The organism is Parasphingopyxis lamellibrachiae (genome assembly GCF_003385775.1).
GTDB lineage: Bacteria > Pseudomonadota > Alphaproteobacteria > Sphingomonadales > Sphingomonadaceae > Parasphingopyxis > Parasphingopyxis lamellibrachiae.
In genome coordinates this window covers 409,950-435,342 of the sequence record NZ_QRDP01000004.1, presented here as the reverse complement: position 1 = coordinate 435,342, position 25,393 = coordinate 409,950, and the positions used below count along the sequence as shown (strand labels likewise).

General features: G+C 58.5%; 35 protein-coding genes and 2 other RNA genes. 14 read left to right on the top strand and 23 right to left on the bottom strand.

Annotation, left to right across the window (positions count from 1 at the left end; all coding sequences use genetic code 11):
- Window positions 1-4 precede the first annotated feature (4 nt).
- On the top strand, window positions 5-631 hold the full coding sequence (locus DFR46_RS02290; RefSeq protein ID WP_116234985.1) for a septation protein A: 627 nt from the start codon (window positions 5-7) through the stop codon (window positions 629-631).
- Between the two features lie 27 nt (window positions 632-658).
- Here the strand turns inward: DFR46_RS02290 and DFR46_RS02285 are convergent, their stop codons facing one another.
- The 4 genes from DFR46_RS02285 to pspF all read right to left on the bottom strand — a co-directional run bounded on the left by DFR46_RS02285 (window position 659) and on the right by pspF (window position 3,795).
- On the bottom strand, window positions 659-1,279 hold the full coding sequence (locus DFR46_RS02285; protein ID WP_116234984.1) for a superoxide dismutase: 621 nt from the start codon (window positions 1,277-1,279) through the stop codon (window positions 659-661).
- Between the two features lie 182 nt (window positions 1,280-1,461).
- Complete coding sequence (locus DFR46_RS02280) at window positions 1,462-2,025, bottom strand: tetratricopeptide repeat protein (protein WP_116234983.1); 564 nt, start codon at window positions 2,023-2,025, stop codon at window positions 1,462-1,464.
- A 131-nt stretch (window positions 2,026-2,156) separates the two neighbouring features.
- The gene (locus DFR46_RS02275) at window positions 2,157-2,723 is read right to left on the bottom strand and encodes a tetratricopeptide repeat protein (protein WP_116234982.1); all 567 of its coding nucleotides are present in this window, start codon (window positions 2,721-2,723) and stop codon (window positions 2,157-2,159) included.
- Between the two features lie 55 nt (window positions 2,724-2,778).
- Window positions 2,779-3,795 (bottom strand): phage shock protein operon transcriptional activator, encoded by a 1,017-nt coding sequence (pspF, locus tag DFR46_RS02270; RefSeq protein WP_116234981.1) that lies wholly within the window; start codon window positions 3,793-3,795, stop codon window positions 2,779-2,781.
- A 197-nt stretch (window positions 3,796-3,992) separates the two neighbouring features.
- On the opposite strand from pspF, the gene DFR46_RS14745 reads away from it, so the two are divergent.
- From DFR46_RS14745 to DFR46_RS02225, 10 genes are all read left to right on the top strand, one after another.
- Window positions 3,993-4,166, top strand: coding sequence for a hypothetical protein (locus tag DFR46_RS14745; RefSeq protein WP_162843377.1), 174 nt, complete (start codon window positions 3,993-3,995; stop codon window positions 4,164-4,166).
- Between the two features lie 80 nt (window positions 4,167-4,246).
- The gene (gene pspA / locus DFR46_RS02265; protein WP_116234980.1) at window positions 4,247-4,930 is read left to right on the top strand and encodes a phage shock protein PspA; all 684 of its coding nucleotides are present in this window, start codon (window positions 4,247-4,249) and stop codon (window positions 4,928-4,930) included.
- 3 nt (window positions 4,931-4,933) lie between these two features.
- Complete coding sequence (gene pspB, locus DFR46_RS02260; protein WP_116234979.1) at window positions 4,934-5,257, top strand: envelope stress response membrane protein PspB; 324 nt, start codon at window positions 4,934-4,936, stop codon at window positions 5,255-5,257.
- A gap of 25 nt (window positions 5,258-5,282) precedes the next feature.
- A complete protein-coding gene (pspC, locus tag DFR46_RS02255; RefSeq protein ID WP_116234978.1) occupies window positions 5,283-5,660 on the top strand; it encodes an envelope stress response membrane protein PspC in 378 nt (125 codons plus the stop codon).
- A gap of 27 nt (window positions 5,661-5,687) precedes the next feature.
- Window positions 5,688-5,990, top strand: coding sequence for a DUF4843 domain-containing protein (locus DFR46_RS02250; protein ID WP_116234977.1), 303 nt, complete (start codon window positions 5,688-5,690; stop codon window positions 5,988-5,990).
- A gap of 11 nt (window positions 5,991-6,001) precedes the next feature.
- Entirely contained in the window at window positions 6,002-6,328 is a 327-nt protein-coding gene (locus tag DFR46_RS02245) for a hypothetical protein (protein ID WP_245953617.1), read from the top strand.
- An 11-nt stretch (window positions 6,329-6,339) separates the two neighbouring features.
- Window positions 6,340-6,609 (top strand): hypothetical protein, encoded by a 270-nt coding sequence (locus DFR46_RS02240; RefSeq protein ID WP_116234976.1) that lies wholly within the window; start codon window positions 6,340-6,342, stop codon window positions 6,607-6,609.
- Between the two features lie 28 nt (window positions 6,610-6,637).
- The gene (locus tag DFR46_RS02235) at window positions 6,638-6,907 is read left to right on the top strand and encodes a hypothetical protein (protein WP_116234975.1); all 270 of its coding nucleotides are present in this window, start codon (window positions 6,638-6,640) and stop codon (window positions 6,905-6,907) included.
- Window positions 6,908-6,938: 31 nt separating this feature from the next.
- Window positions 6,939-7,181, top strand: coding sequence for a hypothetical protein (locus tag DFR46_RS02230; RefSeq protein ID WP_116234974.1), 243 nt, complete (start codon window positions 6,939-6,941; stop codon window positions 7,179-7,181).
- Window positions 7,182-7,320: 139 nt separating this feature from the next.
- Window positions 7,321-7,734, top strand: a complete 414-nt coding sequence (locus DFR46_RS02225) for a SufE family protein (RefSeq protein WP_116234973.1) — start codon at window positions 7,321-7,323, stop codon at window positions 7,732-7,734.
- 3 nt (window positions 7,735-7,737) lie between these two features.
- Here the strand turns inward: DFR46_RS02225 and DFR46_RS02220 are convergent, their stop codons facing one another.
- The 11 genes from DFR46_RS02220 to DFR46_RS02170 form a co-directional block, all read right to left on the bottom strand.
- Window positions 7,738-8,274, bottom strand: a complete 537-nt coding sequence (locus DFR46_RS02220; RefSeq protein WP_116234972.1) for a J domain-containing protein — start codon at window positions 8,272-8,274, stop codon at window positions 7,738-7,740.
- Window positions 8,275-8,381: 107 nt separating this feature from the next.
- Complete coding sequence (locus DFR46_RS02215) at window positions 8,382-8,987, bottom strand: Yip1 family protein (protein WP_116234971.1); 606 nt, start codon at window positions 8,985-8,987, stop codon at window positions 8,382-8,384.
- 90 nt (window positions 8,988-9,077) lie between these two features.
- Window positions 9,078-9,444: RNase P RNA component class A (rnpB, locus tag DFR46_RS02210), an RNA gene on the bottom strand.
- Between the two features lie 6 nt (window positions 9,445-9,450).
- Window positions 9,451-10,143 (bottom strand): N-acetylmuramoyl-L-alanine amidase, encoded by a 693-nt coding sequence (locus DFR46_RS02205; protein WP_116234970.1) that lies wholly within the window; start codon window positions 10,141-10,143, stop codon window positions 9,451-9,453.
- Window positions 10,144-10,247: 104 nt separating this feature from the next.
- Window positions 10,248-11,090, bottom strand: a complete 843-nt coding sequence (locus DFR46_RS02200; RefSeq protein ID WP_116234969.1) for a CheR family methyltransferase — start codon at window positions 11,088-11,090, stop codon at window positions 10,248-10,250.
- Window positions 11,081-12,184, bottom strand: a complete 1,104-nt coding sequence (gene cheB, locus DFR46_RS02195; RefSeq protein ID WP_162843376.1) for a chemotaxis-specific protein-glutamate methyltransferase CheB — start codon at window positions 12,182-12,184, stop codon at window positions 11,081-11,083. Before cheB ends, DFR46_RS02200 begins: the two co-directional genes overlap by 10 nt.
- A complete protein-coding gene (locus tag DFR46_RS02190; protein ID WP_116234967.1) occupies window positions 12,168-12,554 on the bottom strand; it encodes a response regulator in 387 nt (128 codons plus the stop codon). The genes cheB and DFR46_RS02190 overlap by 17 nt, the downstream gene beginning before the upstream one ends.
- 85 nt (window positions 12,555-12,639) lie before the next feature.
- Window positions 12,640-13,074: a chemotaxis protein CheW gene (locus DFR46_RS02185; protein ID WP_116234966.1), complete on the bottom strand. Its 435-nt coding sequence runs from the start codon at window positions 13,072-13,074 to the stop codon at window positions 12,640-12,642.
- 5 nt (window positions 13,075-13,079) lie between these two features.
- Complete coding sequence (locus DFR46_RS02180; protein ID WP_116237100.1) at window positions 13,080-15,434, bottom strand: chemotaxis protein CheA; 2,355 nt, start codon at window positions 15,432-15,434, stop codon at window positions 13,080-13,082.
- Window positions 15,435-15,506: 72 nt separating this feature from the next.
- A complete protein-coding gene (locus DFR46_RS02175; protein WP_116234965.1) occupies window positions 15,507-16,136 on the bottom strand; it encodes a histidine phosphotransferase family protein in 630 nt (209 codons plus the stop codon).
- A 37-nt stretch (window positions 16,137-16,173) separates the two neighbouring features.
- Window positions 16,174-16,626: a M67 family metallopeptidase gene (locus DFR46_RS02170; protein ID WP_211306362.1), complete on the bottom strand. Its 453-nt coding sequence runs from the start codon at window positions 16,624-16,626 to the stop codon at window positions 16,174-16,176.
- Here DFR46_RS02170 and DFR46_RS02165 point away from each other — a divergent pair.
- The 3 genes from DFR46_RS02165 to mtgA all read left to right on the top strand — a co-directional run bounded on the left by DFR46_RS02165 (window position 16,605) and on the right by mtgA (window position 19,283).
- Complete coding sequence (locus DFR46_RS02165) at window positions 16,605-17,561, top strand: RluA family pseudouridine synthase (protein ID WP_116234963.1); 957 nt, start codon at window positions 16,605-16,607, stop codon at window positions 17,559-17,561. The genes DFR46_RS02170 and DFR46_RS02165 overlap by 22 nt on opposite strands.
- A 52-nt stretch (window positions 17,562-17,613) precedes the next feature.
- Window positions 17,614-18,519: an RNA polymerase sigma factor RpoH gene (gene rpoH / locus DFR46_RS02160; protein WP_116234962.1), complete on the top strand. Its 906-nt coding sequence runs from the start codon at window positions 17,614-17,616 to the stop codon at window positions 18,517-18,519.
- Between the two features lie 83 nt (window positions 18,520-18,602).
- On the top strand, window positions 18,603-19,283 hold the full coding sequence (mtgA, locus tag DFR46_RS02155; protein ID WP_245953615.1) for a monofunctional biosynthetic peptidoglycan transglycosylase: 681 nt from the start codon (window positions 18,603-18,605) through the stop codon (window positions 19,281-19,283).
- A 43-nt stretch (window positions 19,284-19,326) separates the two neighbouring features.
- Here the strand turns inward: mtgA and DFR46_RS02150 are convergent, their stop codons facing one another.
- The 8 genes from DFR46_RS02150 to DFR46_RS02115 form a co-directional block, all read right to left on the bottom strand.
- Window positions 19,327-19,617, bottom strand: a complete 291-nt coding sequence (locus tag DFR46_RS02150; protein WP_245953613.1) for a hypothetical protein — start codon at window positions 19,615-19,617, stop codon at window positions 19,327-19,329.
- A gap of 85 nt (window positions 19,618-19,702) precedes the next feature.
- Window positions 19,703-20,026: a YbaB/EbfC family nucleoid-associated protein gene (locus tag DFR46_RS02145; protein ID WP_116234960.1), complete on the bottom strand. Its 324-nt coding sequence runs from the start codon at window positions 20,024-20,026 to the stop codon at window positions 19,703-19,705.
- Between the two features lie 20 nt (window positions 20,027-20,046).
- Window positions 20,047-21,732 carry a DNA polymerase III subunit gamma/tau gene (locus DFR46_RS02140; protein WP_116234959.1) on the bottom strand — a complete coding sequence of 562 codons (1,686 nt, stop codon included), beginning with the start codon at window positions 21,730-21,732 and terminating at the stop codon, window positions 20,047-20,049.
- A 50-nt stretch (window positions 21,733-21,782) separates the two neighbouring features.
- Window positions 21,783-21,880: signal recognition particle sRNA small type (gene ffs, locus DFR46_RS02135), an RNA gene on the bottom strand.
- 34 nt (window positions 21,881-21,914) lie between these two features.
- A complete protein-coding gene (gene bla, locus DFR46_RS02130; RefSeq protein ID WP_116234958.1) occupies window positions 21,915-22,808 on the bottom strand; it encodes a class A beta-lactamase in 894 nt (297 codons plus the stop codon).
- 1 nt (window position 22,809) lies between these two features.
- Window positions 22,810-23,145, bottom strand: coding sequence for a 2Fe-2S iron-sulfur cluster-binding protein (locus DFR46_RS02125; protein WP_116234957.1), 336 nt, complete (start codon window positions 23,143-23,145; stop codon window positions 22,810-22,812).
- A complete protein-coding gene (locus DFR46_RS02120) occupies window positions 23,142-24,332 on the bottom strand; it encodes a cysteine desulfurase family protein (RefSeq protein ID WP_116234956.1) in 1,191 nt (396 codons plus the stop codon). Before DFR46_RS02120 ends, DFR46_RS02125 begins: the two co-directional genes overlap by 4 nt.
- On the bottom strand, window positions 24,329-25,360 hold the full coding sequence (locus tag DFR46_RS02115; RefSeq protein WP_116237098.1) for a cysteine desulfurase family protein: 1,032 nt from the start codon (window positions 25,358-25,360) through the stop codon (window positions 24,329-24,331). The genes DFR46_RS02120 and DFR46_RS02115 overlap by 4 nt, the downstream gene beginning before the upstream one ends.
- Window positions 25,361-25,393 lie beyond the last annotated feature (33 nt).

Below are 25,393 nucleotides of genomic sequence, written 5' to 3'. Positions count from 1 at the left end.
ACATATGAGCGACGTGCAATCCGATGCGAAGAAAGACCTGTCTCCCGGTATGCGCATGGCGCTCGATTTCGGACCGGTCCTGGTGTTCTTCGTCGTCAATTTTTTGGCACCACCTCCACTTGGAATATTCTACGCCACCGGCGCCTTCATGGCCGCAATGATGATTGCGCTCGTCATTTCCTGGGTGAAAGCCGGAAAAATATCGCCGATGTTGCTCTTTTCCGGCGTGATGGTGCTTGTTTTCGGCGGGGTTACGCTTTTCCTGCGCGACGAGACGTTCATCAAGGTCAAACCGACGATTTACTACGTCTTCATCGCGCTGCTGCTCATCGGCGGCCTTATTACGAAACGGCCAACCCTGGCGGCCCTTCTCGGGAGCGCCTATCCCGGGCTCAGCGACCGCGGATGGGATATTCTGTCGCGCAACTGGGCGATCTTTTTTCTCGCCATGGCGGTGCTGAACGAAGCCGTATGGCGCAACAGCAGCACGGACTTCTGGGTTGGCTTCAAACTATGGGGCGCGATTCCGCTGACGCTGATTTTCGCCTTCGCAAATGTCCCTATGCTGTTGAAACACGGCCTCAATCTGGAAAAAGCGGACGAACCGCCCATGCCGGACGCGCACGAGTAAGCCCTCGGGACTTACGACCGCCACTGCCTAGCCCTGGTCGGCGCGCGACACCCCGTCACCGTCCAGATTCTTGGCGACGAATTCCCAGTTGACCGCATTGTTCAGGATGGCGTCGACATAATCGCCGCGGCCATTCTGATAATCGAGATAATAGGCATGTTCCCACACATCGATCGTCAGTAGCGGCTTCATACCCTCATGGGCGACCGGTGTATCCGCGTCATGCAGCGACGTGATTTCGAGTGCGTCTCCGTTCAGGATAAGCCAGGCCCAGCCGCTGGCGAAATGGCCGGTCGCTTCGGCCTTGAGCGCCTCGAGAAGCGCAGACTTCGATCCAAAACTGTCTTCGATGTGCGCCGCGAGCGCGCCAGACGGATTCTGCTTTTCGGAGCTCAGGCACTTCCAGTAGAAACTGTGGTTCCAGACCTGCGCGGCATTGTTGAACAAGCCCTGGTCTCCGCTGTTTTTCGCAGCAAGGATAACTTCCGACAACCTGGCATTTTCCAGCTCGCCGCCTTCGATCGCGGCGTTTGTTTTGTCCACATAGGCCTGATGATGCTTGCCATGGTGGTACTCGAATGTTTTCGCCGAAATCAGATCGCCAAAAGCGTCTTTGGAATAAGGAAGTGCGGGGAGTTCGAACGCCATGGACAAGTCTCCTTTGTGTTGGGCCATACATGACCGTTACGCACAAGGTCTTCAAGAGTTTCCGTCCCGCGAAAAGACGAAAAATTGCCATCGCCAATCCCCCGGAATCGAAAAGGACCGCCCGCCCTGACGGGGTGGCCGGTCCATTCTCGTGTAAGGACCAAGAACTGGTCCGTGGAACGTTAACTGTTCGGTTCGACTATGAAATTCGACAGGTCGTTGCGCGGCGCCTCCCATTCCGGCGCCAGCTCGGAGGCCGTGAGAATATCCATATAGGCGGATGTCAGGTCGCCGGTCAGCTGGTGCGCCAGACCGCGGCCATAATGCGCGACCGCCGGCTGGTCTGTGCCGAGATCCAACGCACGGGTGAACAGCGGCAAGGCCTGGTCGCCTCGTTCGTCGCGCCGCATCAACGTGATCGCCTTGTTGAGCATTGCTTCGGGATTTTCCGCATCCAGCCCCAGAGCGCGATCGAAATCGACCAGGGCGCGATCATAATTGCCGCGATGGAAATGGATGATTCCACGGTTTACGAATGTCGCTACGCGATCGTAGGAATTGAGCATCTCGACATCGAGCGCAAAATTGCATGGCCTGAGATCGCTCCGCGAGTCCGAGCGCTGCGCCGCCGCCGTGTAACAAGCTTGTGCCGAACTGTTACCAGCAACCTGGATCGCGCTATTTGCAGCGCTGGCCGCTGTCGTGAGCACGAATGCGCCAGCAGCAAGTTTGAGCATGGTTTTCATAGCATCCTCCTCCTGTAGGAGACGCCAATATGCACAGAATTGATGATATTGCCTAATAAGCGGGCTGCGCCCACCATGTTATTCGCCCAACGACGCGCCTCATGCGACAAACAGCAGGCCCGCGACCGGATTTAATCGCCCTCTTCGCCTGAAACTCGAAACCGACCCAGATCGCGGGCCGGCAGATCCCATTCGGGTGCGATGTCGGCGGCACGCCGGATATCGTAATAGGCGGCCGATACATCGCCATTCATCTCATGCGCGACCCCGCGGCCATAATAGGCCAGCGCAGGCTCTCTCGTGCCATTCTCGATCGCTGTCGTGAGAAGTTCGACAATCTCGGCCATGCTCTCGCGCCGGTGCAGCATCGCCAGCGCTTTGTTGAGATAGGCTTCCGGCTCGCTGCGATCGAGCGTAATCGCCTCGTCATAGTCGGCGATAGCCAAAGCAAAATTCCCATTGCGAACATGGAGAATACCGCGATTGACATAGCTGGCAACGCGGTCGCGCCCGCTGAGACGATAATCGTCGATCGCTTCCGTACAGGTGCGGATATCGCTGGGGCCGGAACGCTCATAAAGCGCGGATTCATAGCAGGACCGCGCCGTGCTGTTTCCGAAAACGCTAACGGCCGCATGGACGCCGCTCGCTGCGAAACCGGCGATGGCGAGGGCTGCGGCAATGGATGAACTACGCATGGTACTTCTCCCGTGATGCAGCCTCAATATACCCGATTTCTGGGATTTTGGCGAATCAGCCGATCATGTCGTGTCGCTTCAGGGCATGGCGGAGCTGATCATAGCTTAGTCCCAATGCCTTGGCGGTCTGCCGCTGGTTGTACCGGGCTCTTTCCAGGGCGTTTTCCAGTATCTCTTTCTCATAGACCTCAACCGCTGCCTTGAAATCGGTCACGACCGGCTTGGCAGTCTGCGGAACCGTCTGTACGGCCGCCTGGGCGGGCTGCTCGTCACTGGCGGCGGTTGACGGCGGCATCTGCCATGGAGAGTCGAACGGATCGAGCTGGATAGTATCGACAGGATCGGATGGACGATCCCAGCGATAAACGGCGCGCTCCACAGCGTTGCGCAGTTCGCGAACGTTGCCGGGCCAGTCATGCGCCATGAGAATCTTGGTCGAATTGTCTCCGAAACCCGGCCATTCAGCCCAATCGAGCTCGGCAGCCATGCGCCGCCCGAAATAATCGGCAAGTATGAGAATATCGCTTTCGCGCACCCTGAGCGGCGGCAACGTAACGACCTCGAAAGACAGGCGATCGAGCAAATCCGCCCGAAACCGGTTCCGGTCGACAAGGCTTGGCAGGTTTTCGTTGGTCGCAGCCACGATCCGGACGTCGACCCGCAAGGGCTTGTTGGATCCGATCCTGCTGACTTCGCCATATTCGACCGCCCGCAAAAGTCTTTCCTGCGCCGCAGCCGACAATGTGGCCAGTTCGTCGAGAAACAGCGTACCGCCATCGGCCTCCTCGAAAGCGCCGGCGCGGGCGCGGGTCGCGCCGGTAAAGGCTCCGGCTTCATGGCCGAACAGCTCTGCCTCGATCAGCGTTTCGGGAAGCGCGGCGCAATTGAGCGTGATCAATGGCCCTTCCCAACGCTGGCTGAGCCGGTGTAGACGCTCGGCTATAAGTTCCTTGCCTGTGCCCCGCTCGCCGATCACAAGGACCGGGCGATCAAGCGCCGCCGCCCGACTGGCCATCTCGACAGCATCGAGAAAAGCGCCCGATTCCCCCACAAATTGCGCACCGCGTTCCATGCCAATCTTTTAGCATTATTTCCCAAATAATAGCAATATGCGCCGCTCTACAATGTCGTGAATTCTACCTAATGCATTGTTATTATTGATTTTTAAAAAACTGGCACGGTCTCTGCAGTGAATGGGGCGTTAACAGTCACAAAGACAGTAACCCAATTTCAGGCTCCCGTTTCGGGCCAAGGTTCAGGAGACCAAACATGACCAACATTACCAGCATTCGCCAAAACATCCTTTCCGCCTTGGCCGCTCTTGCAGTGACCGGCGTCTGTGTCTTCGGGACAGTTGGCCCGATCGACGGCGGCACCGCGCAGCCAGTGCAGCTTCAGGCCGATCAAGATGGCGCAATCATCGTTACGGGCCGCATCGCTTAGGCCAAGCAGACAGGCCGGGGAGGCGGCAGCCCCTTCCCCTCCCCGGCCATTCTAGTTCAAGGGGTTTAGGAGTAGTCATCATGGGAATTTTCTCCCGAACCCGCGATATCATCGCAGCCAATGTCACCGACATTCTCGACAAGGCTGAAGATCCGGCCAAAATGGTTCGCATGATCATCCTCGAGATGGAAGAAACGCTGGTGGAAGTTCGCGCTACCGCTGCTCGCACCATTGCCGACCAGAAGGAAATGCGCCGGTCGATCACCAAGCTCGAAAATCTCCAGGAAAGCTGGAAGGACAAGGCCGAGCTCGCCCTTTCGAAAGATCGTGAAGACCTGGCCAAGCAGGCGCTTGTCGAGAAACAGAAAGCCGCCGACATGGCCGACCGCCTGAACGGCGAGATCGCCATTCTTGATGAATCGCTTCACGCCTATGAGCAGGACATTTCCAAGCTCCAGGGCAAGCTTCGCGAAGCCCGCAGCCGCCAGAGCAACATCTCGGTCCGCCTCGAAAGCGCCGAAAACCAGATCAAGCTGCGCGACCTATACAATGGCGACCGGGTTCAGGACGCCTTTGCACGCTTTGAAATGCTAGAGCGGCATGTCGACATGGCCGAAGGCCGCGCCGATGCGCTTGCCCTGGGCAGCCAGCCGAAAACGCTTGAGGACGAGATCAACGAGCTCGAAACGAGCGATCGGGTCGAGGCCGAACTCGCCGCCATGAAAAAGGCCAGCAAAAAAAGCTCTGACTCGAAGGAGGCGTAAACAATGGAAGATATCCTCGTACCCATCGGCGTCGTCGGGATGCTCTTCATCGGGCTTCCCTGGTTGATCCTCCACTATTCCACGCAATGGAAACGCGCCGGTTCGATGACCCGGGAAGACGAGGATTTGCTGGATGAACTTTATGACACGGCGCGCAGACTGGATGACCGGATGAACACGATCGAACGAATCATGGCCGCCGATAACCCTGAATGGGCCCGCGAACGCGCACTGCGCCACGAGGCACCCCGGGAAGAACGGATCGAAGAGCGGTTCGAGGACCGGATAGCCGAACAGGATGTAAGCCGCGCCGAACGCCGACGGTAACGAACAAAAGAACAGGAGACCGAAAATGCATGATCGCCGCACAAAATTCTATCTCGACAAGCAGAACGGCAAATTTCTGGGCGTCTGTTCGGGTGTCGCGGACTATACGGGCATCGATACACTTTGGACCCGGATCGGGTTCATGTGCACCGCGATGTTCTTTTTTCCGCCGCTCTTCCTTGTGTATTTCATCGTCGCATGGCTGGCACCGAAAAAGCCGCTCGATCTTTACGAGAATGAGGAAGAGGCGAAATTCTGGCAGGGCACACGCGCCAACCCGCGCCGCTCGGTCAACGCAATCCGCTCACAATTCCGCGATGTCGATCGCCGGCTTGCCGATATGGAACTGATGGTGACCAGCAAGAATACGCGGCTCGCCCAGGAAATCGACGCGCTGCGTTAAGTTTACAGGTTCAGGGAGAAAATCATCATGAATTGGGGAAGCCCGACCTTTGTTTTGGCCATCATAGGAATGAGTTTCCTGGCATGGATCATCACCACGGCCATCCGCGCCAAACACGGCTATCCGCTGGAAGATGAATGGGGCGGCACAACGCTGCCCAAAAACCCGGAAACAGACCGGAAGATCGAATTGATGTCGAATGAGAATGGCGAACTGAAGGACAAGATCGTCCGGCTCGAAGAACGGATTTCGGTGCTCGAACGGATCGCAACGGATGGCAGTACAAGGCTCGCGAACGAGATCGAAAATCTCCGCGACGCGGCAGAATAGGGAGAATTTGAATGGACCCCGAAAAAGCACGTTTGTTGGCAGATCTGGCCCCGGCAATCGCGGTAGTGGTTATCGTCGTCATGGCCGCCTGGGTGACCACGACATGGTTGCGGATAAAGAATGGCTACCCACTCGACGACGGAATGGGTGGAGCGCACCATCCACAGGTTGATCGCAAAGCAAACGAAGAGATCAAGTTGCTCAACCAGGAAAACAGCCAGCTGCGCGACGAACTTGCCGGCCTGAAAAACCGACTCGCCAATGTCGAAACCATCGTTACCGACAGTGGCTACGGGCTGGATCAGGAAATCGAACGCCTGCGTGACAGGGCCGAATAGGGAGAAAGCTCGTGGATTTGGAACTGATGGGTATCCTGTTGATGACGGTGGTTTTTCCGATCTGTGCGGTCACCTTCTGGATCTTCGGCGGAAAATGGTTCGAACTTCGCAAGGCGGAAGCCGATGCCAATGTCAGGATGACGGCAGAAAGCGCTGCCCAATATGCAGCGAAATCCGAACGGCTCGAGCAGCGCGTAGCGACCCTGGAGCGGATCCTTACAGATCGCTCGACGGGTCTAAGCGAAGAAATCGAGAATCTGCGGGATAAGCCACTCAACTAAAAGAGAACACGGTTCAGGGAGATACTAGATGTTTGACAATCCTTTTTCGATGGTGGTCGCCATCGTCCTGATCACCGCAATCGCCGGTGTTCTGAGAGCAAAATACAAGGCCGAACAAGGGATCGTCGAAGACGGGAATGGCGAACCTCGCCGCCTGGTCGACCCCGATGCCGGTCGGATGCGGGAAGAGATCAAACAGTTGAAAGATCGCATCGCCGTCCTTGAGCGGATTGCCACCGACAAGAGCAACCGGCTCGAGGATGAAATCGAAGCTCTGCGCGATAAGACGCACAGCTAAGAACAAAGGTTCAGGAAAGAAAGGAATAGTCATGCAGGATCAGATCCCGACACTGGCCACAACGGCAGCCGGATTGATTGGCTTGATGATCGCCAGCCTTGTCGTCCTTAAAGGCTGGCGCGGATGGCTCGAATTGAAGCGGATGGAGCTGCAGCAGACGGCGGCCCTGTCTGGCGATGTCCCCGCACCCAGCACGGGGTCGCGGATTGAAGTCGCCGATCTCAAGGAACGTGTCCGCAAGCTCGAAGCCATCGCTGCGGGTATCGAGCTGTAACAAACTGAAATTCGTCATTCCGCCTGCCCTGCGGAATCTTTTCGGCCTGGCCCAATACTCCCTTCCGAAAAGGCCCCGGCTTCCCGCCGGGGCGACGTACCGGGGTGACGGCCACCCGGTCAGCCCCTAAACGACCGGCATGACCAATCTCCCAACACTCAACGATGTCCGCGAGGAATATGATTTTCTCGACAGCGACGACCGTTACAGGCTCCTGATCGATCTCGGGCAAACGCTGGACGATATGCCCGAAGCCCTGAAAACCGATGCGACCCTAGTGCGTGGCTGTTCGGCCTCCGTCTGGGTTTACCCGACACAACTGGACGATAGCCGGCTGCATTTTCTCGCGGATAGCAACGCGGCGATTACCAAGGGGATCATCGCGCTGGTGCTGCTTGCCGTGCAGGATCGCGCGCCGGCAGATATCCTCGCAACCGATATTTCCGATGAACTCAAGACGTTCGATCTCAAAAACCAGCTGAGCTCAAACCGGACGCAAGGCATTCCGAACATGATCGCGCTGATCCGCGAAACCGCCGAACGCCTGGCCTGACACCTAAGCGCCCTTCCAGCTGCGGCGCTCCTCGGCAGTGCGCAGAACATCCCATGCCGCTTGCGCTGCCTGAAAGCGTTTCGCAGCATCTGCATCGTCCGGATTAACGTCCGGATGGTTTTCCTTCGCCAGCTTGCGCCACGCCTTTTTCACAGTGGCGATATCCGCATCGCTCTCAAGTTCGAGAATTTCGAGCGCAAGCATCTCATCCGAACTCCGCGTGCCGTCTCCCGGGCCGCCCCAGCCATAGTGCGATGCCTGGCCAAACCCGCCGGCATCGCGCTGTTCGTCATGTTCGCGCTGTTTTCGCTGTTCCTTGGTCAGACCTTCGAAATAGTTATAGTTGCGATTATATTCCGCCGCGTGTTTCTCGCAGAAATACCAGCGCTCAGGGCTGTTCGGCGATTTGGGCGCGGGACGGTCGCCAGGCTCTTCGCACAGATGCCGGTCGCAGATGCGCACCTCAACCGTATCCCGCGAGGATTCATATCCCCTCCAGCGGGGAAAGCCCCAGTCACTGCTTCGTCGTCCGCCTGCCATATCCGCTTAGTCTAACTCCCAATAAAGGAACGGGCCACCGCCGGTTTGGCTATGACCCGTTCCCCGATATTTTTGCCTGCACCGGGCGAAATCGCCCGGTGCAGCAATCAACGATAAGCCGCCGCTCCGACGAGCCCAGCGGTACCGATGATCGACGAGATAAGGATGCTCATGATCACCGCCATCACGACAAAGGATGCTATGATCCAGATGATGATGGTAACGGCAGTATAGCCGACCGCCTTGTTTTCCGGCACTTTCATTACAGCCTGGCTGCCCAGATAGAGCAGATATGCCGAATAGCCGAACGCCGCCAGTGAGAGCAGGATATTCAGGCCCGGGATGAAACCGAAAAACCCTGCAATCCAGCCGGGCGTAGCGGAATAAACCACCATTTTCATCGCCGAGAGGTCATTCTTTGCGCCATCAAAACTGGGGGCCAGCGCATTGGCGATGATACCCATCAAATAGAGAATCCCGAGCCCGATGACATAGCCGGCGACCGCCGTGACCAGGAAATAGTTCATCCCGAAATACCGATAAGGGCCGAACGAAAGCGCAAAGCCCACTAGCGTCCCGATAGCCGGCAGCGCCGCCAAAATCATCGCGTATCCGGTAAAAAGTCCCATGATTGAGCCTTGTTCGGCATCGATCTTCGCCCATTCGGTTTTCGGTGAAAATAGGATGTTTTTTGCGCGATCAATCAAGCTCATTGCTGTTCCCCTCTTTGAGTGTGTGAATATGTGGACCAAATTGCTCGATTCGTAAAGCAGGTGCGGTTTTGCGCGGCTGTGCCGCAGATCACTGCCAGAGGGCCTGTAAGCCGGGTTTTGTCCAGCGGATCACTCCGCCTGTGCGACCATTCCTCTAGGAACGGGATTGCTCCCGTCCTCAAGCGACCAACCCGGACGACAGGCCGGACCCAGGCCTATATGCCATCCCTATTCGGTCTTGCTCCCGGTGGGGTTTGCCGTGCCGCGGCCATTGCTGGCGCGCGCGGTGCGCTCTTACCGCACCCTTTCACTATCGCCGGGCCGAAGCCGTGGGCAACCTGCTTTCTGTGGCACTTTCCCTGGGGTCGCCCCCGCCGGACATTATCCGGCACCGTGGGTCCATGGAGCCCGGACTTTCCTCGCGGCATAAATGCCCCGCGGCCGCCCGGCCCTCTGGCCTTGCCTATCTAGCGTCGCCTTGCTCGCGATCCAAGAGCAGGCGGAAAAGAATAGCACGGGACTGGCCGTCGATCATTCCGTCAATAAGCTCCGGCCGGAAACGGCGCTGAAACGCAACCACCGCGGCCAGCTTGTCTTCGATATCATAGCCGAAGCGCTCAAGGGCAATCAGGAATGCGCTGTCGGTCCATTGCGGGTCGTTGGTTGCATCATCTGGCCGCGTCAGAGCGAGATTCAGGCGCGCCAGCTTGTCCCATGGAAAAAGTTCGCCGGGATCCTGTTTGCGCGCCGGTGCGACATCCGAATGGCCGACGACATTGGCGCGCGGGATATCGTGTCGTTTGTGAATTTCATGCGATAGCCGCAGCACCGCAGCGATCTGATCGTCCGGAAAAGGATGATAGCCGAATTCATGCCCGGGATTGACGATCTCGATCCCGATACTGGCCGAATTCACATCGGTGATGCCGCGCCAGTATGACGCGCCCGCATGCCATGCGCGCTTGCCTTCATCGACAAGTTGCAGGATCGTACCGTCCTCGTTTACGACATAATGCGCAGAAACACCGGCATCCGGACTGGTCAGTCGCCGGATAGCCGAAGCGCCGTCGACCATGCCCGTATAATGCATGACCAGCATCGACACGGGCAATCTGCGATCATTGAAATTCGGAGATGGCGTATCAACAATCGTCATTGGAACGGCTTTCCGCCAAACTGGCAACAACCTGTCTGAAGATGCGTATCATACAACATCGCGGCGATACGGCCCAATATCTTCGGCAAGGTCAAGAGCGGAGCCTAGGCTGCGCTTGATATCTGCCGCAATTCGCCGGACACAAGCCGGTAAAGGGATCGCGCGCCAGGCAAGATTTCGAAACGATCCGTATAGCCGAGAACAGTCTCCCCGGCACCAAGTATCAAGCCGCCATCGGGCGCCAATACGGTGGAGATATTCCGGAGCGCGGCGCTACGATTGACGTCGGGGAAGTACAGCAGAACATTTCGGCACAGCACAAAATCCCACGGCCCCGGCGGCGGAGCCTCCAACACGTTATGGCATCTGAAGCGCACCGTCTGGCGGACCATTTCCTTCACCTGCCAGCGCGTCCCGCATTGATCGAAGCAGCGCAGCATAAGCCGGGTTGGCAATCCGCGTTGAATCTCGAACTGGCTGAAATCGCCTAAACGCGCCCGGTTGACCGCGGTGTGCGAAATATCCGTGCCCAGTAGCTCGATCGACCAGTCTCGCCAGCGCTCTGCATTCTCGCGAAACATCATCGCCAGCGAGAATATTTCCTGACCGGTGGAGCAGCCTGCGCTCCAGATTCTGATTTTTTTGGTATCCTGCCGGCGTTCCGCAGTGTTTTCGATACGCCGAAACAGATCCGCAAAGGCATCGCTGTCACGGAAGAAGTAGGTTTCATTGTTGAGCAGCGCATCAATGGTTTCGTTGCACAAAGGGCCGCTGCCAGGCGCAGCCAGCTGCGCGATCAGCTCGTCACAGCTGGCGATATCATGCGCTTTCAGTATCGGTTTGAGCACCATTTCGACCCGCCAGTGCCGCCCTTCCGACAGCCGTTGTCCCGTCCGCGCCTCAAGCAGGGACGAGAGCACAGACAGGGATGCCGGATTCACTTGCATCCGAATGCCTTTGCGCGGCGGCTGACTTGATTTGCCAGATCAAAGGGAGGAGCGATCATATTGGCGATACCCAACCGGGCAACTGCCCCGGGCATGCCCCAGACGACGGAACTTTTCTGATCCTGGACTAGAATTTCTCCGCCCGCTTTGGCTAGCATCTGCGCGCCCATGGCTCCGTCGCGGCCCATACCGGTCAGCACGACCCCGACAGAATCGCTACCGTAAACCTCGGCAACGCTGGACAACATCGGATCTACCGACGGACAGAATCCATCCTGCGTGCGATTATAATCAAAGCAGACTCGAACATGCCCGTCGCACTTCCTGACGGTCAGATGGGCGTCACCTGCCGCGACGAGCACCTCTCCCGCCTCAACCCGTTGGCCGTCACGGGCTGGTATCGCCTTGCGGCCCGAAACCACCTGCAGCTGCCTGGCGAAATAGACGATAAAATCGGCGGGCAAATGCTGTGTCACCAATATTGGCATTGTGAAATCGCGTGGCAATTCCGCAAAGAACGCCGAAAGTGCGTGAATTCCGCCAGTCGATGCACCGATTGCCAGACACCTTACCGGTCGTCGGACAGGGACACCGCTTGCCAAATAATCGGTCTCTTCGCTTTTCGGCAGAGTGGCAGGCACCTTCTGGGTGGTCGGTACCGTCAGCCGGGTCATTTTCTCAAGGAGCGCAGTTGCAAACTGATCGTTTGACGTCGGGCTATTGGGCTTCAAGATGAGGTCGCTCGCGCCCATCGCCATAGCGCGAACCGAGGCTTTGGCATCCGCGCGGCAGTGCGATGATACTATCAGTATCGGGGCATTGCGGCCGAAACGAAGGATATGCGGGATAGCCGCTATTCCGTTCATGCCCGGCATTTCGATATCGAGAATCACAAGATCGACGGCCAGGGTCCTGAGTTTTTCAAGCGCCTCTTCTGCGCTTGCGGCATGGCCAACAATCTCGAAATCGTCCGTATCGTTGACAACCCGCTGAACGATAAGCCGCGCCACGGCGGAATCGTCGACAACCAGAACGTTGCGGCGATGCGAACGCTCCCGGGCATTCGAGACCGGGAAATTAGGCCTGCTGGCCACAATGATCGCCGTTTTGAACCAATTCGACTTTGCTCTGCAGCGTCTCGCGGTCGAACGGTTTCATGATATATTCGTCGGCACCGGCATCCATCGCGCGCCGAATTTGATCGGCGTCATTCTCGGTCGTGCAGAAGATTACCTTGGGGAGATTCTCCAGCGCCAGAGCCTTCAGCGCGTGCAGGAATTCCATGCCGTCCATAACGGGCATATTCCAGTCCAGAAGCACAACATCCGGCACCTCCTGCTTCAGGATCTCAATCGCCTCGCTCCCGTCACCGGCTTCCTCCACCGAAAAATCCAGCGTTTCGAGCATGTGACAGGCAACTTTTCGAATGACTTTTGAATCATCCACAACAAGACATTTCTTCACGTGCCCTCTCCCCTCGAATTCCCCCGGTGGACTGCGTAGGGGCCTGCGGTAATTTTGACGTTAACGGTGCTTGACATAATCACGGCTACGCTGCCTTGCTTTCAGGCAAGACGACTAATGCTGCGGGGTTGATGACAACTACCGACCGCCCCTCCATTTCAATCACCCCGGTAGAAATCCGGTGCCATCCAGGTTCGAACGCGCCTTCCAGTTTTTCGGGAAGTTCGGGGCATTCGCAAACGTCATGAACCTCATCGACGGCAAGTCCATAGAGAAACCCGTCGACATTCACGACGATGAGCGATTGGCCCTCCGAAACCGAGGCCGGCCGGCCATCAATGGCCGCCATGGTATCGATGACGGTAACCACATTGCTGCGCAATGCGGCCACGCCCGCCACCATGAAAGCGGCTCTGGGAACGGGAACAACATCGGACGCCGGCACGACCGATCCGATCGCACCGGCGGGCATGGCAAATCGCGCACCGCCCGCTTCGGCTACAAGATAGAGTTGCTCCATAGAATCTAGCCTTTCGCTTTCAGGCGTGCATGCAGCGCATTCACAATCCCCGTCCGGTCATAACGGTAGAGCCTGTCCTCGCCCGGAGACGGATCGGCGGAAAGGCGCAGGACGTCTCCCGACTGTACATCCTCGACATAGTCGGAATCGCTGGCGTCGATCACGAGATCATAATCGTCCGTCTCGTCGAACGTGGTTTCGTATCCGGCCAGCTCGATCAGCGGGGCAAGCAGCTCATGCCGCCAAAGACTGTCGCCGCCGACAACGAGACAGCGCGATTTTCCCGAGAGCGAACCGTGGGATGCCCCACTTTGACCGGCGGAGAATTCGGAAAAGAGGTAATGTGCATCCAAGAGCTCGATCGGTTCGCCATCTACAACCGCAACCCCGGCGATGCGGCCAGGCTCGACCGCCGGTTCGAACTGTTCGGGCAAGGATCCCAGATCGGCCGTGCCGCGTTCGATGGCGTAGGCCAACATATTGTCGCCATCGCTGAGGCGCAGAAGCCGGACAGTGCCGGTTTCCGGGAGCGGAGCACAGGTCGCAACGGGTAGCGTTTCATCGTCTCGTACAAGCCTTAGCCTGCCGGCCCGCTCCGCAATCTGCCCAACATCCGCATCGATGATGCGCTCGACGAGCGCCATTCGTATCGCCCTGCGCCGGCCATCCCTGTCTAGGAAAATCAACGAGTCGGGCGCCGCCGGTTCCTGCTCTTCGCCCTGCTTCTCGTTCCGGGAGCGGCTGAGCGACAGTCGCAACCCCGCCGCAGCGGCGAGGCCGGCTATGTCCAGCAACAACAGGGGCAGTCCATTGTCCGGCAATGCCGTTCCGGCATAGATACCCGCACCCATGATGGCCGGAGCGGCGGGTTTCACGACCAGCTCTTCATGGTTGAATACCGCCGACACCATGATCGCATAGCGTTCACGGCGATTGGAGCGGACGATGACGAGATGGCGATCATCCCGGTTTTCCGACACTTCGTCATCCTGTCCCCGGCCCTCGAGCAGTCGCCCGAGCCGGATAACGGGAATGCGGTTTTCGCGGACAATAGCAAATTCCGTGCCGCCGATATTCTCGATACGAGCCCTGCCTTTGCTGAGGGATACAATCTCTTCGATATTGGAGCGCGGAATGGCGTAACGACTATCGCGCGCGCCGAAGATCAGCGCCGGTATGATCGTTAGCGTCAGGGGAACGAACAGTACCAGTTTGGTGCCTTCGCCAACCACGCTCTCAATCTCGATCGTACCGCCGATCCGTTCGACATTGGACCTGACGACATCCATGCCGACACCCCGGCCCGACACGGTGCTGACTGCATCGGCAGTGGACAGGCCAGGCTGGAATACAAGATCGAGCAACGTCTTGTCGTCCATATCCCGGACGGCATCGGCCGAAAGGGTTCCATTCTCTACAGCCCGTGCGCCAAGCTTATGCTGGTCGATTCCACGCCCGTCATCGGCGATGACGATCTGGATTTTATTGCCAGACTGATGCGCGCTGATCCGCAAGACCCCGTCGCGGGACTTGCCCTTCTTCTGGCGTTCCTCGGAATCCTCGATACCGTGATCAAGGGCGTTGCGGACGATATGGGTCAGGGGATCGCGCAGCATCTCGATCATCTCGCGATCAAGCTCCACATCGGCACCATCTATTTCCAGCATCACCGATTTGCCGAGCTCAGCCGAAAGGTCGCGCACCAGCCGGGGCAATGCCGCGAACAGGCTTTCGATCCGCTGCATCCTTGCCCAGGTGATAGCGTCGCGCATTTCAGCAATGCATGAGGACATCCTGTCGAAAGCCGTCTCGACCTGGTCATCGCTGCTCGTGCGGCGAAGCTGGCGGGAGAGCTCATTGCGCGAGAGCACGAGATCGGACACGCCGCCCATCAACCGATCGAGCAGTTCCAGCGGTACACGGATGCTGCGCGCGGGGCTTCGGCGCTCGGAAGCAGGCTGGGTGGCGGCGGGAAAAATTTCGGGATCGTCTTCCCCGGCGTTGAGCGCGGCAAGCAACGGTTCGTCAATCGACTCGTCAATCTCTTCGCCCAGTTCAAGGGCATCGACAATCTCGCCGATGCGGTCGATGACAGCGAGTATCGCGCTAACCAGACCGGTTGTTGGTTCGCGCTTTCCGTCGCGCAGGTCCGAAAGTGCGTTTTCAGCTTCATGGCTGACTCGCTGGAGATGGGTCAGGTCGAGAAAACCGCAGCTGCCCTTGACCGTGTGGACGAAGCGAAAAACGTCATTAAGTCGCCGACTATCCTTCGGATTGGCTTCCCATGCAACAATTTCACCCGAGATCGTGCCCAGCGTTTCGCGTGTTTCGGCAATGAATTCAGCGAGTAGGTCGTCCATCAAGCCCATCCAGAAAAGTCACCAGACTGTTCTGATGGGCTCTGATGGTTAAGATGTCGTTTACCCGTCCGTTCAGCTGGCGAAAGATACACCGAAAAGCAGGACGTTATCCTCCGGCTCCGATACCATCACTTCGCCGCTGCCTTCTTTAACCAGCACATGGACAAGCCAGGCCGCCGCTGCGCGCGGTGTCAGCGCTTCGGCATCGGTTTTGCCAAGGAGCGCCGTCTTCAGTTCGGGATCGAGAACGATGCGGGTTCCTTCTGCGCGGACGACGATTTCTCCCCCTTCGGCCCCGACCAGCAGCGTACCTCCGCGAACAAGCGCATCTGCCGCGATGAGCGCCAGATTGAGCAAAATCTTGATCTTGGCCTTGGACATGGATGGCTGTTCGACCATCCACTCAAGATCAACCCGGCCAGTATTGCCAACCAGGCCTTCGATAGCGGTTTTCGCCTCGCGGCTGTCGATCTCATCGTCAAACCCGCCTGCGGCGCCAAACGCCAGACGGAAAAATTTCAGTTTTGTCGCCGATGTCCGGGCGCTCTCCGCAAGCAGTTCCATACACCGCTCACGCATTTCGGGATCATGCTCATCGGCCAGCAGTTCGATGCCATTGTTAAGCGCGCCTATCGGGCTCAACAGGTCATGACACAGGCGTGATGCCAAAAGGCTCGCAAATTCAACGCTCTTGCTGTCCATCGTTCGACGATTCCTGTCCATTGCTGTGCGCCAACCTCTATTGTCGGTTGGACGGGGGGCTTGCAAGGGCTAGCTCCACAGGTTCCAGCTGGCCCGGCGCCCCTGCGCGCCAGAGGCTCATCTCGCCAGCGGTGACGATGAGCCATAGACGCCCTGTATCAAGGGCCATTTCGGTATCGCGCACAGATGGGCGGGCCGGACCCTCTGGATGGGAATGGTAGTGGCCCACAATCCGCTCACCGCCACCGCGTTGGTTCCGTATGGCAGCGAACAGCGCCGCCGGGTCGATTTCAAAACTGTTTGCCGGATTGTCTGCGATATTGATCGTGGGCAGAACGCTGACAATGCGCGATTCTCCGCCGAAAAGCAGTCCGCAAACCTCTTCATTGGGCGACTGTGCGGCTTCAGCCAGAATTCGCTTCCGTGCGGCTCTTGATATTGTGACAGACACCCCCAAATTAATAGGTAATGACGGGGGATTTGTCGACATTGGAAGCGCGCATTTCGGCGGAAAATGATGGCTGGCGGCTCGATCGGGCGCTCGCTGCCACCTTACCGCAATTTTCGCGTGAACGGCTGAAAAAACTGATTTCGTCGGGCCATGTGCGCAGAGCCGGCGGTGAAGAAGCGCGCGATCCCAAAAGTGCGGTTAAAAAAGATCAGAGTTTTACGGTTTCCGTACCGCTGCCTGAACCCGCGGAAGCCGTCGCGCAGGATATTCCCCTCACGATAACATTCGAGGACGAACATCTGATCGTTGTCGACAAGCCTGCCGGACTGGTCGTCCATCCGGCGGCCGGAAATGCGGATGGCACATTGGTTAACGCCCTGCTCCACCATTGTGCCGGCAGACTTTCGGGTATTGGCGGCGTTGCCCGCCCCGGTATCGTACACCGAATCGACAAGGGTACGTCGGGGCTGATTGTCGCAGCCAAGACGGACAAGGCCCATGCCGGGCTTGCCAAACAGTTTGCAGCCCATAGCATTGATCGCGTTTACAATGCTGTAGTGAACAAGATTGTTATGGATTCTGAAGGAAAAATCGAAGGAAACCTGGCGCGATCTTCACGTAATCGCCAGAAAATGGAGGTTGTGGAAGCCGGTCGCGGGAAGCATGCGACAACGCATTTTCGCCGGTTGGAGGCGCTCAACGATGCGACATTGCTCGAATGTCGACTGGAAACCGGGCGCACCCATCAGGTCCGCGTACACATGGCGCATGCCGGTCATGCCCTGCTCGGCGATCCCTTTTATGGCCGCCCAAACAAAGCACATCGGCCCATTCTCGAAAATTTGGATTTCCGCCGTCAGGCATTACATGCTAAAAGACTGGGATTCACCCATCCCGTGACAAGTGAAGCTTTAGCATTTGAAAGCGAACTCCCTGTCGACATACAGGAACTGTTAAGGGCATTATACGTATAGATACTACAAGGTTTTGCGGGGATTATCCGCGCAAATAAGGTTCAAGGAGCAAATGAGCGATATGGCTAAAGCCGTTGCTACAATTCCGGCGATTGGGGGCGAACTCGGCCTCAATCGTTACATGACAGAAATCAAGAAATTCCCGATCCTGTCTCAGGAAGAGGAATATATGCTCGCCAAGCGGTTCGAAGAACATGACGACCGCGAAGCGGCGCAAAAACTTGTAACGTCACATCTGCGTCTCGTCGCGAAAATCGCGATGGGCTATCGCGGCTATGGGCTGCCCGTGACGGAGCTTATCTCCGAAGGCAATATCGGCCTGATGCAAGGCGTGAAAAAGTTTGAGGCTGATCGCGGCTTTAGGCTCGCAACCTACGCCATGTGGTGGATTCGCGCATCGATCCAGGAATATATCCTGCGGTCGTGGAGCCTTGTCAAAATGGGCACGACAGCGGCGCAGAAAAAACTGTTCTTCAATCTTCGCAAGATGAAATCCCGCCTTAACGCGTTTGAGGATGGCGATCTGCGGCCCGAAGATGTTGAAACGATCGCGACCGACCTCGGCGTGACCGAAGATGAGGTCGTCAGCATGAACCGCCGCATGGCAATGGGTGGCGATACATCGCTCAACGTGCCGATGCGGGAAGACGGCGAAGGACAGTGGCAGGACTGGCTCGTCGACGATGAACCGCTGCATGACCAGACGATCGCCAACGAACAGGAAGCCGATGTCCGGCGCGGCATGCTGATGGAAGCGATGGGCGAGCTCAACGAGCGCGAGCAGCACATCCTCACCGAGCGCAAGCTGACCGACGATCCGCAGACGCTGGAAGAGCTGAGCCAGGTTTACGGCGTATCGCGCGAACGCATTCGCCAGATCGAGGTTCGGGCTTTCGAGAAGTTGCAAAAGGCAATGATACGGATTGCCGAAGACAATAAGCTGCTTCCGGCCCAGTAAACCGCCAAAACCGATCACCAGAAACGCCATCCCCGGCACAGATCGGGGATGGCGTTTTGCTTTGAGCAGGATAAACCGTCTTCATGGCTATCCGCTCCCGATCCCTGCCTGCCCGAATGCTGATATTTCTTTTCAAGACGATTCTCTGGTTTCTTCTGGTCACCAGCCTCTGGGTATTGCTGTATCGTTTCGTACCTCCGCCCATCACAGCTACAATGCTGATGGACGAACAAGGCGCAACGCGCGACTGGACGAGCATGGGTAATATCGACCGATCGATGGCCGTAGCCGCGATCGCCGCCGAAGACGGCAATTTCTGCCTACATAACGGCTTCGATTTCGCCGCGATCGAACAGGCCTGGGAGGAGCGCCAATCGGGCCAAAGGCAGCGTGGCGGCTCCTCGATCAGCCAGCAGACCGCGAAAAACGTATTCCTCTGGCAGGACGGCGGCTGGGTTCGCAAGGGCCTGGAAACCTATTTCACCGTCCTCATAGAGCTGCTTTGGGGCAAAAACCGCATCATGGAAGTCTATCTGAACGTGGCGGAAACGGGGATCGGCACCTATGGCGTGGAAGCCGGGGCCCAGCGATATTTCGGCCATGGCGCAAATCGGCTTTCGGACACTGAAGCCGCGCAGATAATTGCCGTGTTTCCCTCGCCTCGGACGCGCAGCCCGAGCGGCGGCTGGACTGCCCGCTATGCCGGCCGGATTGTTGGCCGCATGCAGCAGGTCAGAGCCAGCACTCTCGACGACTGTATCTGAAGCCGATCAGAACCGGCCTCGCCCACAGCATCTGACGACAAGCCTAGTCGTTGCCGCTCACGGCATCCGCCGCATCCTGCGCAGCGTCACCGACCTGTTGAGCTGCTTCCCCTACATTTCCGGCAGCATCGGTAATCGCCTCGGTTTCGAGCGCGTCGCGGGCGCTACTCTGGCTCAGAAAATAGGCGCCGACGGCAACCCCGACGACCAGAACGAAGGCAATCGCCCAGCCTGCACCGCCGCCTTTGCGTTCGATAATAACGGTTTTATCGCGAGAGCCGCCGCTATCGCCAGCTGCGCTGTCGTCATGCTCGGAGTGCTTTTCATCGGTCATAGTAAATCCTCCCTATTGTGAGGATCAAACGATCCTCATTCAGGGAAGTTCCAACAGAGCACACCCGGGCAATATTGGAATAGGCCTAAAAGGGCAGTTTGAAACCCGGCGGCAAGGGCAAACCACTCGTCATCTTGCCCATTTCTTCCTGGCTCTTCGCGTCCGCCTTGACCCGCGCATCGTTCAACGCCGCGGCGATCAGGTCCTCAAGAACCTGCTTCTCATCCGGCGTCATCAGAGAATCGTCGATCTGGACGCCCTTGATAATGCCTTTGGCACTCGCGCGGACCTTGACGAGCCCGCCACCCGAAACGCCTTCCACCTCAATATTTTCTAGGCTGGCCTGCGCCTTCTGCAATTCTTCCTGCACATTCTGCGCAGCTTTCATGATGTCTTCGAAATTTTCCACGGAATTCAGCTCCTATTGGGTCAGGCCGCGCCACCGCTGGCCAGCTTGTAATCGATCAGCTCGGCGTCCGGAAAGGCTCCGAACGCAGCCTTGACCATCGGCGATTGCAATATGGATTCCCGTTCGGCGTTCAATGCCGCCTGTTCCTGCTCAAGCAGGCTGGGTTCGCCCCGCTCGTCGCTCGTCTCAACAGTCCAGGCCTGGCCCGTTTCCTCGCGCAGCAATCGTCCGAGATCGCGAAAAAACTCTTCATCGCGCGGCTTGGTCGGGTGAATGACGAGATGGGGCGGCTCATAACGAACCAGCCGGACATCGCGTTCGAGAAACTGTGCGGTGCGCCAGCTTTCGTCGTCGATCATGCTGTCGGCCACCATCTTGACCATAGCGGCATAAGTCGGCGGAAAGGCACCTTGCGGTCCGCCGCCCTTTTCCGAACCCGTCTGAGCGGGAGCGGCTGCGGTAGTCATTTCTCCGCTTTCAAATTTTCGGGCCAGTTCGCCGGGATCCGGCAATCCAGCCGCATGAACGATCCTGAGCAATGCCATTTCAGCAGCTTCCAGCGGCATCGGCGCGGTCTCCACCTCGTGAAGGCCCTTGAGCAGTAGCTGCCAGATACGGTGCAGCGGCGCAAAGCCGAGCCGGCTCGCCCAGTCGGCAAAGGCTGCGCGTTCTTCGGCAGACAAGGCCGGATCGTCGGCCCCTCCCACTTTGGCGCGAACTATTCCATGGGCGGTTTCGAGCAGTCCGCGAAACAGCGATGCAGGATCGGTGCCAAGGTCATGCTGCTCCTGAATGGTTGCGAGTACAGCCTGCGCCTCGCCAGCGAGCAGCTGACCGAACAATGCCCGCACTGCGCCGCGATCTGAAAGACCGATCATCTCGCGCACCTGCGCAGCGGTCACGCCATCCGTACCATGGGCAATCGCCTGATCGAGAATCGAGAGTCCGTCCCGTGCCGAACCTTCTGCAGCCCGCGCAATCAAAGCCAGCGCTTCATCTTCGGCCTCCGCGCCTTCCTGTTCGAGGATAGAGCGGAAAAGCGCGGCAAGCTTGTCAGCAGGAATGCGGCGGAGATCGAAACGCTGACAACGCGAGAGCACCGTCACCGGCACCTTGTTGACCTCGGTCGTCGCGAACAGGAATTTTACATGCGGCGGCGGCTCCTCAAGCGTCTTCAGAAGCGCGTTGAAGGCGTTCTTCGACAGCATGTGAACTTCGTCGATGATATAGATTTTGAAACGCGCGGACACGGCGGAATAGCGCACGGCTTCGATAATCTCGCGGACATCGTCGACCCCGGTGTGCGAGGCAGCGTCCATCTCAACGACATCGATATGACGACCTTCGGCAATCGCTACACAGGGCTCACACGTGCCGCACGGATCGATGGTAGGCCCGCCTTCGCCGTCCGGCCCCACGCAGTTCAGCGCCTTGGCAATCAACCGCGCCGTGGTCGTCTTGCCAACCCCACGCACGCCGGTAAGCAGGAAGGCATGCGCCAGCCTGTCCCGCTTGATCGCGTTACCCAGGGTCTGGACCATCGCGTCCTGCCCGATCAGGCCTGCAAAGCTTTGCGGGCGATATTTGCGGGCGAGCACACGGTAAGGCTGCGCGCTTTCCGGCGCTGCCGGCTGCGGTGGTTCGCCTAAACCAAGACCCGGGCCGGAATCGGCAGCAGGTTCCAATATATCGGGGGAATCGGACATCGGCGGAGACTAGCCCGTGACGGACGTCATGTCGAAGCTGTTATGAAGAGAATGGTGGAAGCCGGAACGACCCGCGACGAAATCGTTACGGCTGCTTCCTTCCGGACCTGACCGGGTTGGCGAATGCCACGTCCGCCCGACTTCCGAGGGGCATATGGCGATGTCCGGACAGAAATGCAACGTCAGTTGATATTGCGTTCGGTCATATAGAATGCGGCAAGGGCTGCAATCTCGGCAATGGCTGCATCGACCTCGGCCCCTTCGGCGGCCGGCCGGTCGACATAGACGGTCAGGACGAAGGCGCGCCCGCTGGGCGGCCAAACGATGCCGATATCATTATAGGCTGTTCCGCAGCTGCCCGTCTTGTCGCCGACCGTCCAGCCTTCAGGCATGCCCGCACGAATGCGGTCGTCGCCCGTCTGGTTGGCAACTGCCCAGGCCGCGAGCTGTTCGCGCCCGGCTTCCCCGAGCGCGTCTTCGAACATTAATCGCGTAACCAGACCCGCCATCGCTGAAGGGCTCGTCGTATCGCGTTCATCGCCCGGCACATTTTCATTGAGTTCCGGTTCCCGCCTGTCGAGACGTGACACGGTATCGCCATGACGGCGGAAAAACTCGGTCATCGCTTCCGGGCCGCCGATGGCATCCAGCAGCAGATTGGCCGCCACATTGTCACTGAGTGTGCTGATCGCTTCCGCCATCTGCCCAACCGACATCTCGCCATCCGCAAGATGCATCCGCGCGACCGGCGCATAATCGAGAAGATCGTCTTCGCCGAAACTGACCATATCGTCGAGCGACATGTCGCCACCATCTACCCTTTCAAGCACCGCCGCACTCAGCGCGAGCTTGAAGGTGGAGCACATGGCGAATCGCTCATCGCCGCGATAGGAACGCAACTGGGTGCCAGTATCGTCGACAAGGGCGACACCCATCCGTCCGCCGATTCTCCGCTCGATGCCTTCCAGAACGGGATCGCCAAAAATGGCCTCGATACGCTCCGGATATTCCGGTCCGGACGTGCATCCGGCCCAAAGCAATGTCGCGGCACAAAGCCCCAATATCCGCCGTAACATCCTATCGCCCCTGCATATTGTGTACGCTGCCCGGTATTTTGACGGTCAGACTTTCCAGATCCTCGCTCAGCCATATCTGGCAGGCAAGCCGGCTGTACCGGTTCACGTCTGCAGCGAGATCGAGCATATCGTCTTCCATCTCCTGCGCAGGCGGCAACTTGGCAAAATCGTCCGGATCGACATGCACATGACAGGTCGAACATGCCATCTGGCCTTCGCACGTTCCTTCAAGCGGCTGGCCATCGGCCTGGGCGATATCAAGAAGCCGTTCGCCGGGGCTTCCTTCCGCTTCGCTGACACTCCGGCCATCGGCGGAAACAAAGCGAACCTTTGTCATTCGCCCCCGTCTTCCAGCAATTGGACGTCGTCTTCGGGGTACGACTCATCCCCTTCGACCGGTTGATTGGGCAATTGTTGGTGCGCGCTTTCGAGGATCAGGTCGATCGCCTTTTCGAGATCCTCCTCACTTGTATAGCGTCCGAAACCGAGCCTGATACTGGCGTTGGCCGCCGCCTTGGAGAGACCCAGCGCCGAGAGGACGCGGCTGGGCCGACCCGATCCGCTGGCGCAGGCTGAACCGGCCGAGAAAGCCACGCCGCGCGTGTCGGAGATCAGCCGGGATGCGTCGAGGCCATCCAGCCGGATGTTCAGATTGCCCGGATAACGGGCGCAATCCGATCCGTTGATCGTCCAACGATCGCCGAACCGGTGAATTGCGATGGCCCATAGTTTCTCGACGAGTGCATAATCCTCGTCATGCCGTTCCGCCATCAGGGCTGCTGCAGCGCCGAAGCCCGCACACAGAGCCGGCGCCAATGTACCTGAGCGCAAGTCGCCTTCCTGTCCGCCGCCATGGAGCAGCGGGGCCGGCTTCACGCCATCAGCGAGCCAAAGTGCACCAATGCCCTTGGGGCCGTGAATCTTGTGCGAGGACATCGCGATCATGTCGCATTGCCGCCAGGGAATTGCGACCCGGCCGAGCGCCTGGACAGCATCGCAGAACATAAGCGCACCGCATTTCTCGGCGAGCGGTCCGATCTCTGCGATCCGCTGGGTCACGCCGATCTCGTTGTTGACCAGCATCAGCGCAACAAGCGCGACATCGTCATCCAGCGCCGCTTCGACGGCCATCGGATCGACAAGTCCCTCGTCGGAAACATCAAGCACCGTCAGCTCACAGCCCCAGCTTTCAAGGAACGCGCAGGTATCGAGCACACAAGCATGTTCGGTCGCGGCGGTCACGATGCGCCTGCGGCTTTCCGGCATATTGGCAAGCGCTCCCTTGATCGCCCAGTTCGCCGCCTCGGTCGCCCCGCTGGTGAAGTAGAGATTGCCGCTATCCGCACCGATACAGCCCATCACCTGCTCGCGAGCCACTTCCACCGCCGCAGCGGCCTCGCGACCCATTTTATGGGGCGAATGGGGGTTGCCGAATTTGTCTTCGAGAAAGGGTAGCATGGCCTCTCGCGCTTCGGACGCCAGCGGTGTTGTCGCCTGATAATCGAGATAGATGGGCGCGCTCATGCCACTGCACCCCTACCCTCTGCCGCCAGCCGTTTCCAGACATCCATGAAGCGATAGATGTCGGCCCGGCTGGTCTGGGGGCCAAAGCTGACGCGAACCACCTCGCCAGCTTCCTCTGCGCTCCAGCCCATGGCTGTCAGCACATGGCTGGACTTGAGACTGCCCGAGGAACAGGCGCTGCCGGCAGATACGGCGATCCCCGCCATATCGAACTGGATCAACTGCGCATTCGCTGCGACGCCGGGCATCCGGTATGACGCGATAGTCGGCATCCGGTCGGCAATGCCGGCAACAACCGTACCGCCTTCCTGCTCTATTGCCTTGTCGAGATGCTCGCGCAGTTCCGCTGCGCGCCCGAGCCAACCCGTCGGCGCTTCGAGGGCGGCGGCAAAACCCAGGGCTGCGGGAAGATTCTCCGTGCCCGGTCTGTATCCACGCTCCTGCCCGCCAAGCGCGTGGAGGGACGTGAAATCCTTGACCAACAGGGCACCGATCCCCGGCGGACCGCCCAGCTTGTGCGCGGAAATCGCGATCAGGTCGGCATCGGGCAAGGGCAGTTTTCCGGCGGACTGGCTGCAATCGGAAAAGAGAATGTTGCCGCCGACATGGATACGCTCACGCAGGTCGTCGAGATCCTGTTTGACACCCGTCTCGCTGTTGACGGCCTGAATCGCGACCAGCGCCTGCTGCTCTGCCCCGGAAAGCACCCAGTTGAGCTTCCCGCCATCGACACGGCCCTGCTCGTCGACGGGAATGCGTTCCACATCGCCAGCCGCGCGAAGCACTGCATCATGCTCGACAGCGCTGACGATCAACCGTTCGGCTTTGACACAGGACAGGGCGAGCGCGATGGCTTCACTCGCACCGCTTGTGAAAATCACTTCGCCAGACCAGTCCAGAGCGGCGGCAATTCGCCGTCGCGCCTCTTCAAGATCCGACCGCGCGCCGCGCCCTTCGCCATGCGGCGATGAGGGATTTGCCCAGCTTGCAAATGCCGCCGTCATGGCTTCCTGCGCTTCAGGCAGCATCGGCGTGGTAGCCGCATGATCCAGATAAAGGCG

Excerpts from the sequence above, each read along its gene's own strand:
- DFR46_RS02290 (WP_116234985.1), top strand. The coding sequence starts at position 5 with ATGAGCGACGTGCAATCCGATGCGAAGAAAGACCTGTCTCCCGGTATG.
- DFR46_RS02285 (WP_116234984.1), bottom strand. The coding sequence starts at position 1,279 with ATGGCGTTCGAACTCCCCGCACTTCCTTATTCCAAAGACGCTTTTGGC.
- DFR46_RS02280 (WP_116234983.1), bottom strand. The coding sequence starts at position 2,025 with ATGAAAACCATGCTCAAACTTGCTGCTGGCGCATTCGTGCTCACGACA.
- DFR46_RS02275 (WP_116234982.1), bottom strand. The coding sequence starts at position 2,723 with ATGCGTAGTTCATCCATTGCCGCAGCCCTCGCCATCGCCGGTTTCGCA.
- pspF (WP_116234981.1), bottom strand. The coding sequence starts at position 3,795 with ATGGAACGCGGTGCGCAATTTGTGGGGGAATCGGGCGCTTTTCTCGAT.
- DFR46_RS14745 (WP_162843377.1), top strand. The coding sequence starts at position 3,993 with ATGACCAACATTACCAGCATTCGCCAAAACATCCTTTCCGCCTTGGCC.
- pspA (WP_116234980.1), top strand. The coding sequence starts at position 4,247 with ATGGGAATTTTCTCCCGAACCCGCGATATCATCGCAGCCAATGTCACC.
- pspB (WP_116234979.1), top strand. The coding sequence starts at position 4,934 with ATGGAAGATATCCTCGTACCCATCGGCGTCGTCGGGATGCTCTTCATC.
- pspC (WP_116234978.1), top strand. The coding sequence starts at position 5,283 with ATGCATGATCGCCGCACAAAATTCTATCTCGACAAGCAGAACGGCAAA.
- DFR46_RS02250 (WP_116234977.1), top strand. The coding sequence starts at position 5,688 with ATGAATTGGGGAAGCCCGACCTTTGTTTTGGCCATCATAGGAATGAGT.
- DFR46_RS02245 (WP_245953617.1), top strand. The coding sequence starts at position 6,002 with ATGGACCCCGAAAAAGCACGTTTGTTGGCAGATCTGGCCCCGGCAATC.
- DFR46_RS02235 (WP_116234975.1), top strand. The coding sequence starts at position 6,638 with ATGTTTGACAATCCTTTTTCGATGGTGGTCGCCATCGTCCTGATCACC.
- DFR46_RS02230 (WP_116234974.1), top strand. The coding sequence starts at position 6,939 with ATGCAGGATCAGATCCCGACACTGGCCACAACGGCAGCCGGATTGATT.
- DFR46_RS02225 (WP_116234973.1), top strand. The coding sequence starts at position 7,321 with ATGACCAATCTCCCAACACTCAACGATGTCCGCGAGGAATATGATTTT.
- DFR46_RS02220 (WP_116234972.1), bottom strand. The coding sequence starts at position 8,274 with ATGGCAGGCGGACGACGAAGCAGTGACTGGGGCTTTCCCCGCTGGAGG.
- DFR46_RS02215 (WP_116234971.1), bottom strand. The coding sequence starts at position 8,987 with ATGAGCTTGATTGATCGCGCAAAAAACATCCTATTTTCACCGAAAACC.
- DFR46_RS02205 (WP_116234970.1), bottom strand. The coding sequence starts at position 10,143 with ATGACGATTGTTGATACGCCATCTCCGAATTTCAATGATCGCAGATTG.
- DFR46_RS02200 (WP_116234969.1), bottom strand. The coding sequence starts at position 11,090 with ATGCAAGTGAATCCGGCATCCCTGTCTGTGCTCTCGTCCCTGCTTGAG.
- DFR46_RS02185 (WP_116234966.1), bottom strand. The coding sequence starts at position 13,074 with ATGGAGCAACTCTATCTTGTAGCCGAAGCGGGCGGTGCGCGATTTGCC.
- DFR46_RS02180 (WP_116237100.1), bottom strand. The coding sequence starts at position 15,434 with ATGGACGACCTACTCGCTGAATTCATTGCCGAAACACGCGAAACGCTG.
- DFR46_RS02175 (WP_116234965.1), bottom strand. The coding sequence starts at position 16,136 with ATGGACAGCAAGAGCGTTGAATTTGCGAGCCTTTTGGCATCACGCCTG.
- DFR46_RS02165 (WP_116234963.1), top strand. The coding sequence starts at position 16,605 with ATGACGGGGGATTTGTCGACATTGGAAGCGCGCATTTCGGCGGAAAAT.
- DFR46_RS02170 (WP_211306362.1), bottom strand. The coding sequence starts at position 16,626 with ATGTCGACAAATCCCCCGTCATTACCTATTAATTTGGGGGTGTCTGTC.
- rpoH (WP_116234962.1), top strand. The coding sequence starts at position 17,614 with ATGAGCGATATGGCTAAAGCCGTTGCTACAATTCCGGCGATTGGGGGC.
- mtgA (WP_245953615.1), top strand. The coding sequence starts at position 18,603 with ATGGCTATCCGCTCCCGATCCCTGCCTGCCCGAATGCTGATATTTCTT.
- DFR46_RS02150 (WP_245953613.1), bottom strand. The coding sequence starts at position 19,617 with ATGACCGATGAAAAGCACTCCGAGCATGACGACAGCGCAGCTGGCGAT.
- DFR46_RS02140 (WP_116234959.1), bottom strand. The coding sequence starts at position 21,732 with ATGTCCGATTCCCCCGATATATTGGAACCTGCTGCCGATTCCGGCCCG.
- bla (WP_116234958.1), bottom strand. The coding sequence starts at position 22,808 with ATGTTACGGCGGATATTGGGGCTTTGTGCCGCGACATTGCTTTGGGCC.
- DFR46_RS02125 (WP_116234957.1), bottom strand. The coding sequence starts at position 23,145 with ATGACAAAGGTTCGCTTTGTTTCCGCCGATGGCCGGAGTGTCAGCGAA.
- DFR46_RS02120 (WP_116234956.1), bottom strand. The coding sequence starts at position 24,332 with ATGAGCGCGCCCATCTATCTCGATTATCAGGCGACAACACCGCTGGCG.
- DFR46_RS02115 (WP_116237098.1), bottom strand. The coding sequence starts at position 25,360 with ATGCTGCCTGAAGCGCAGGAAGCCATGACGGCGGCATTTGCAAGCTGG.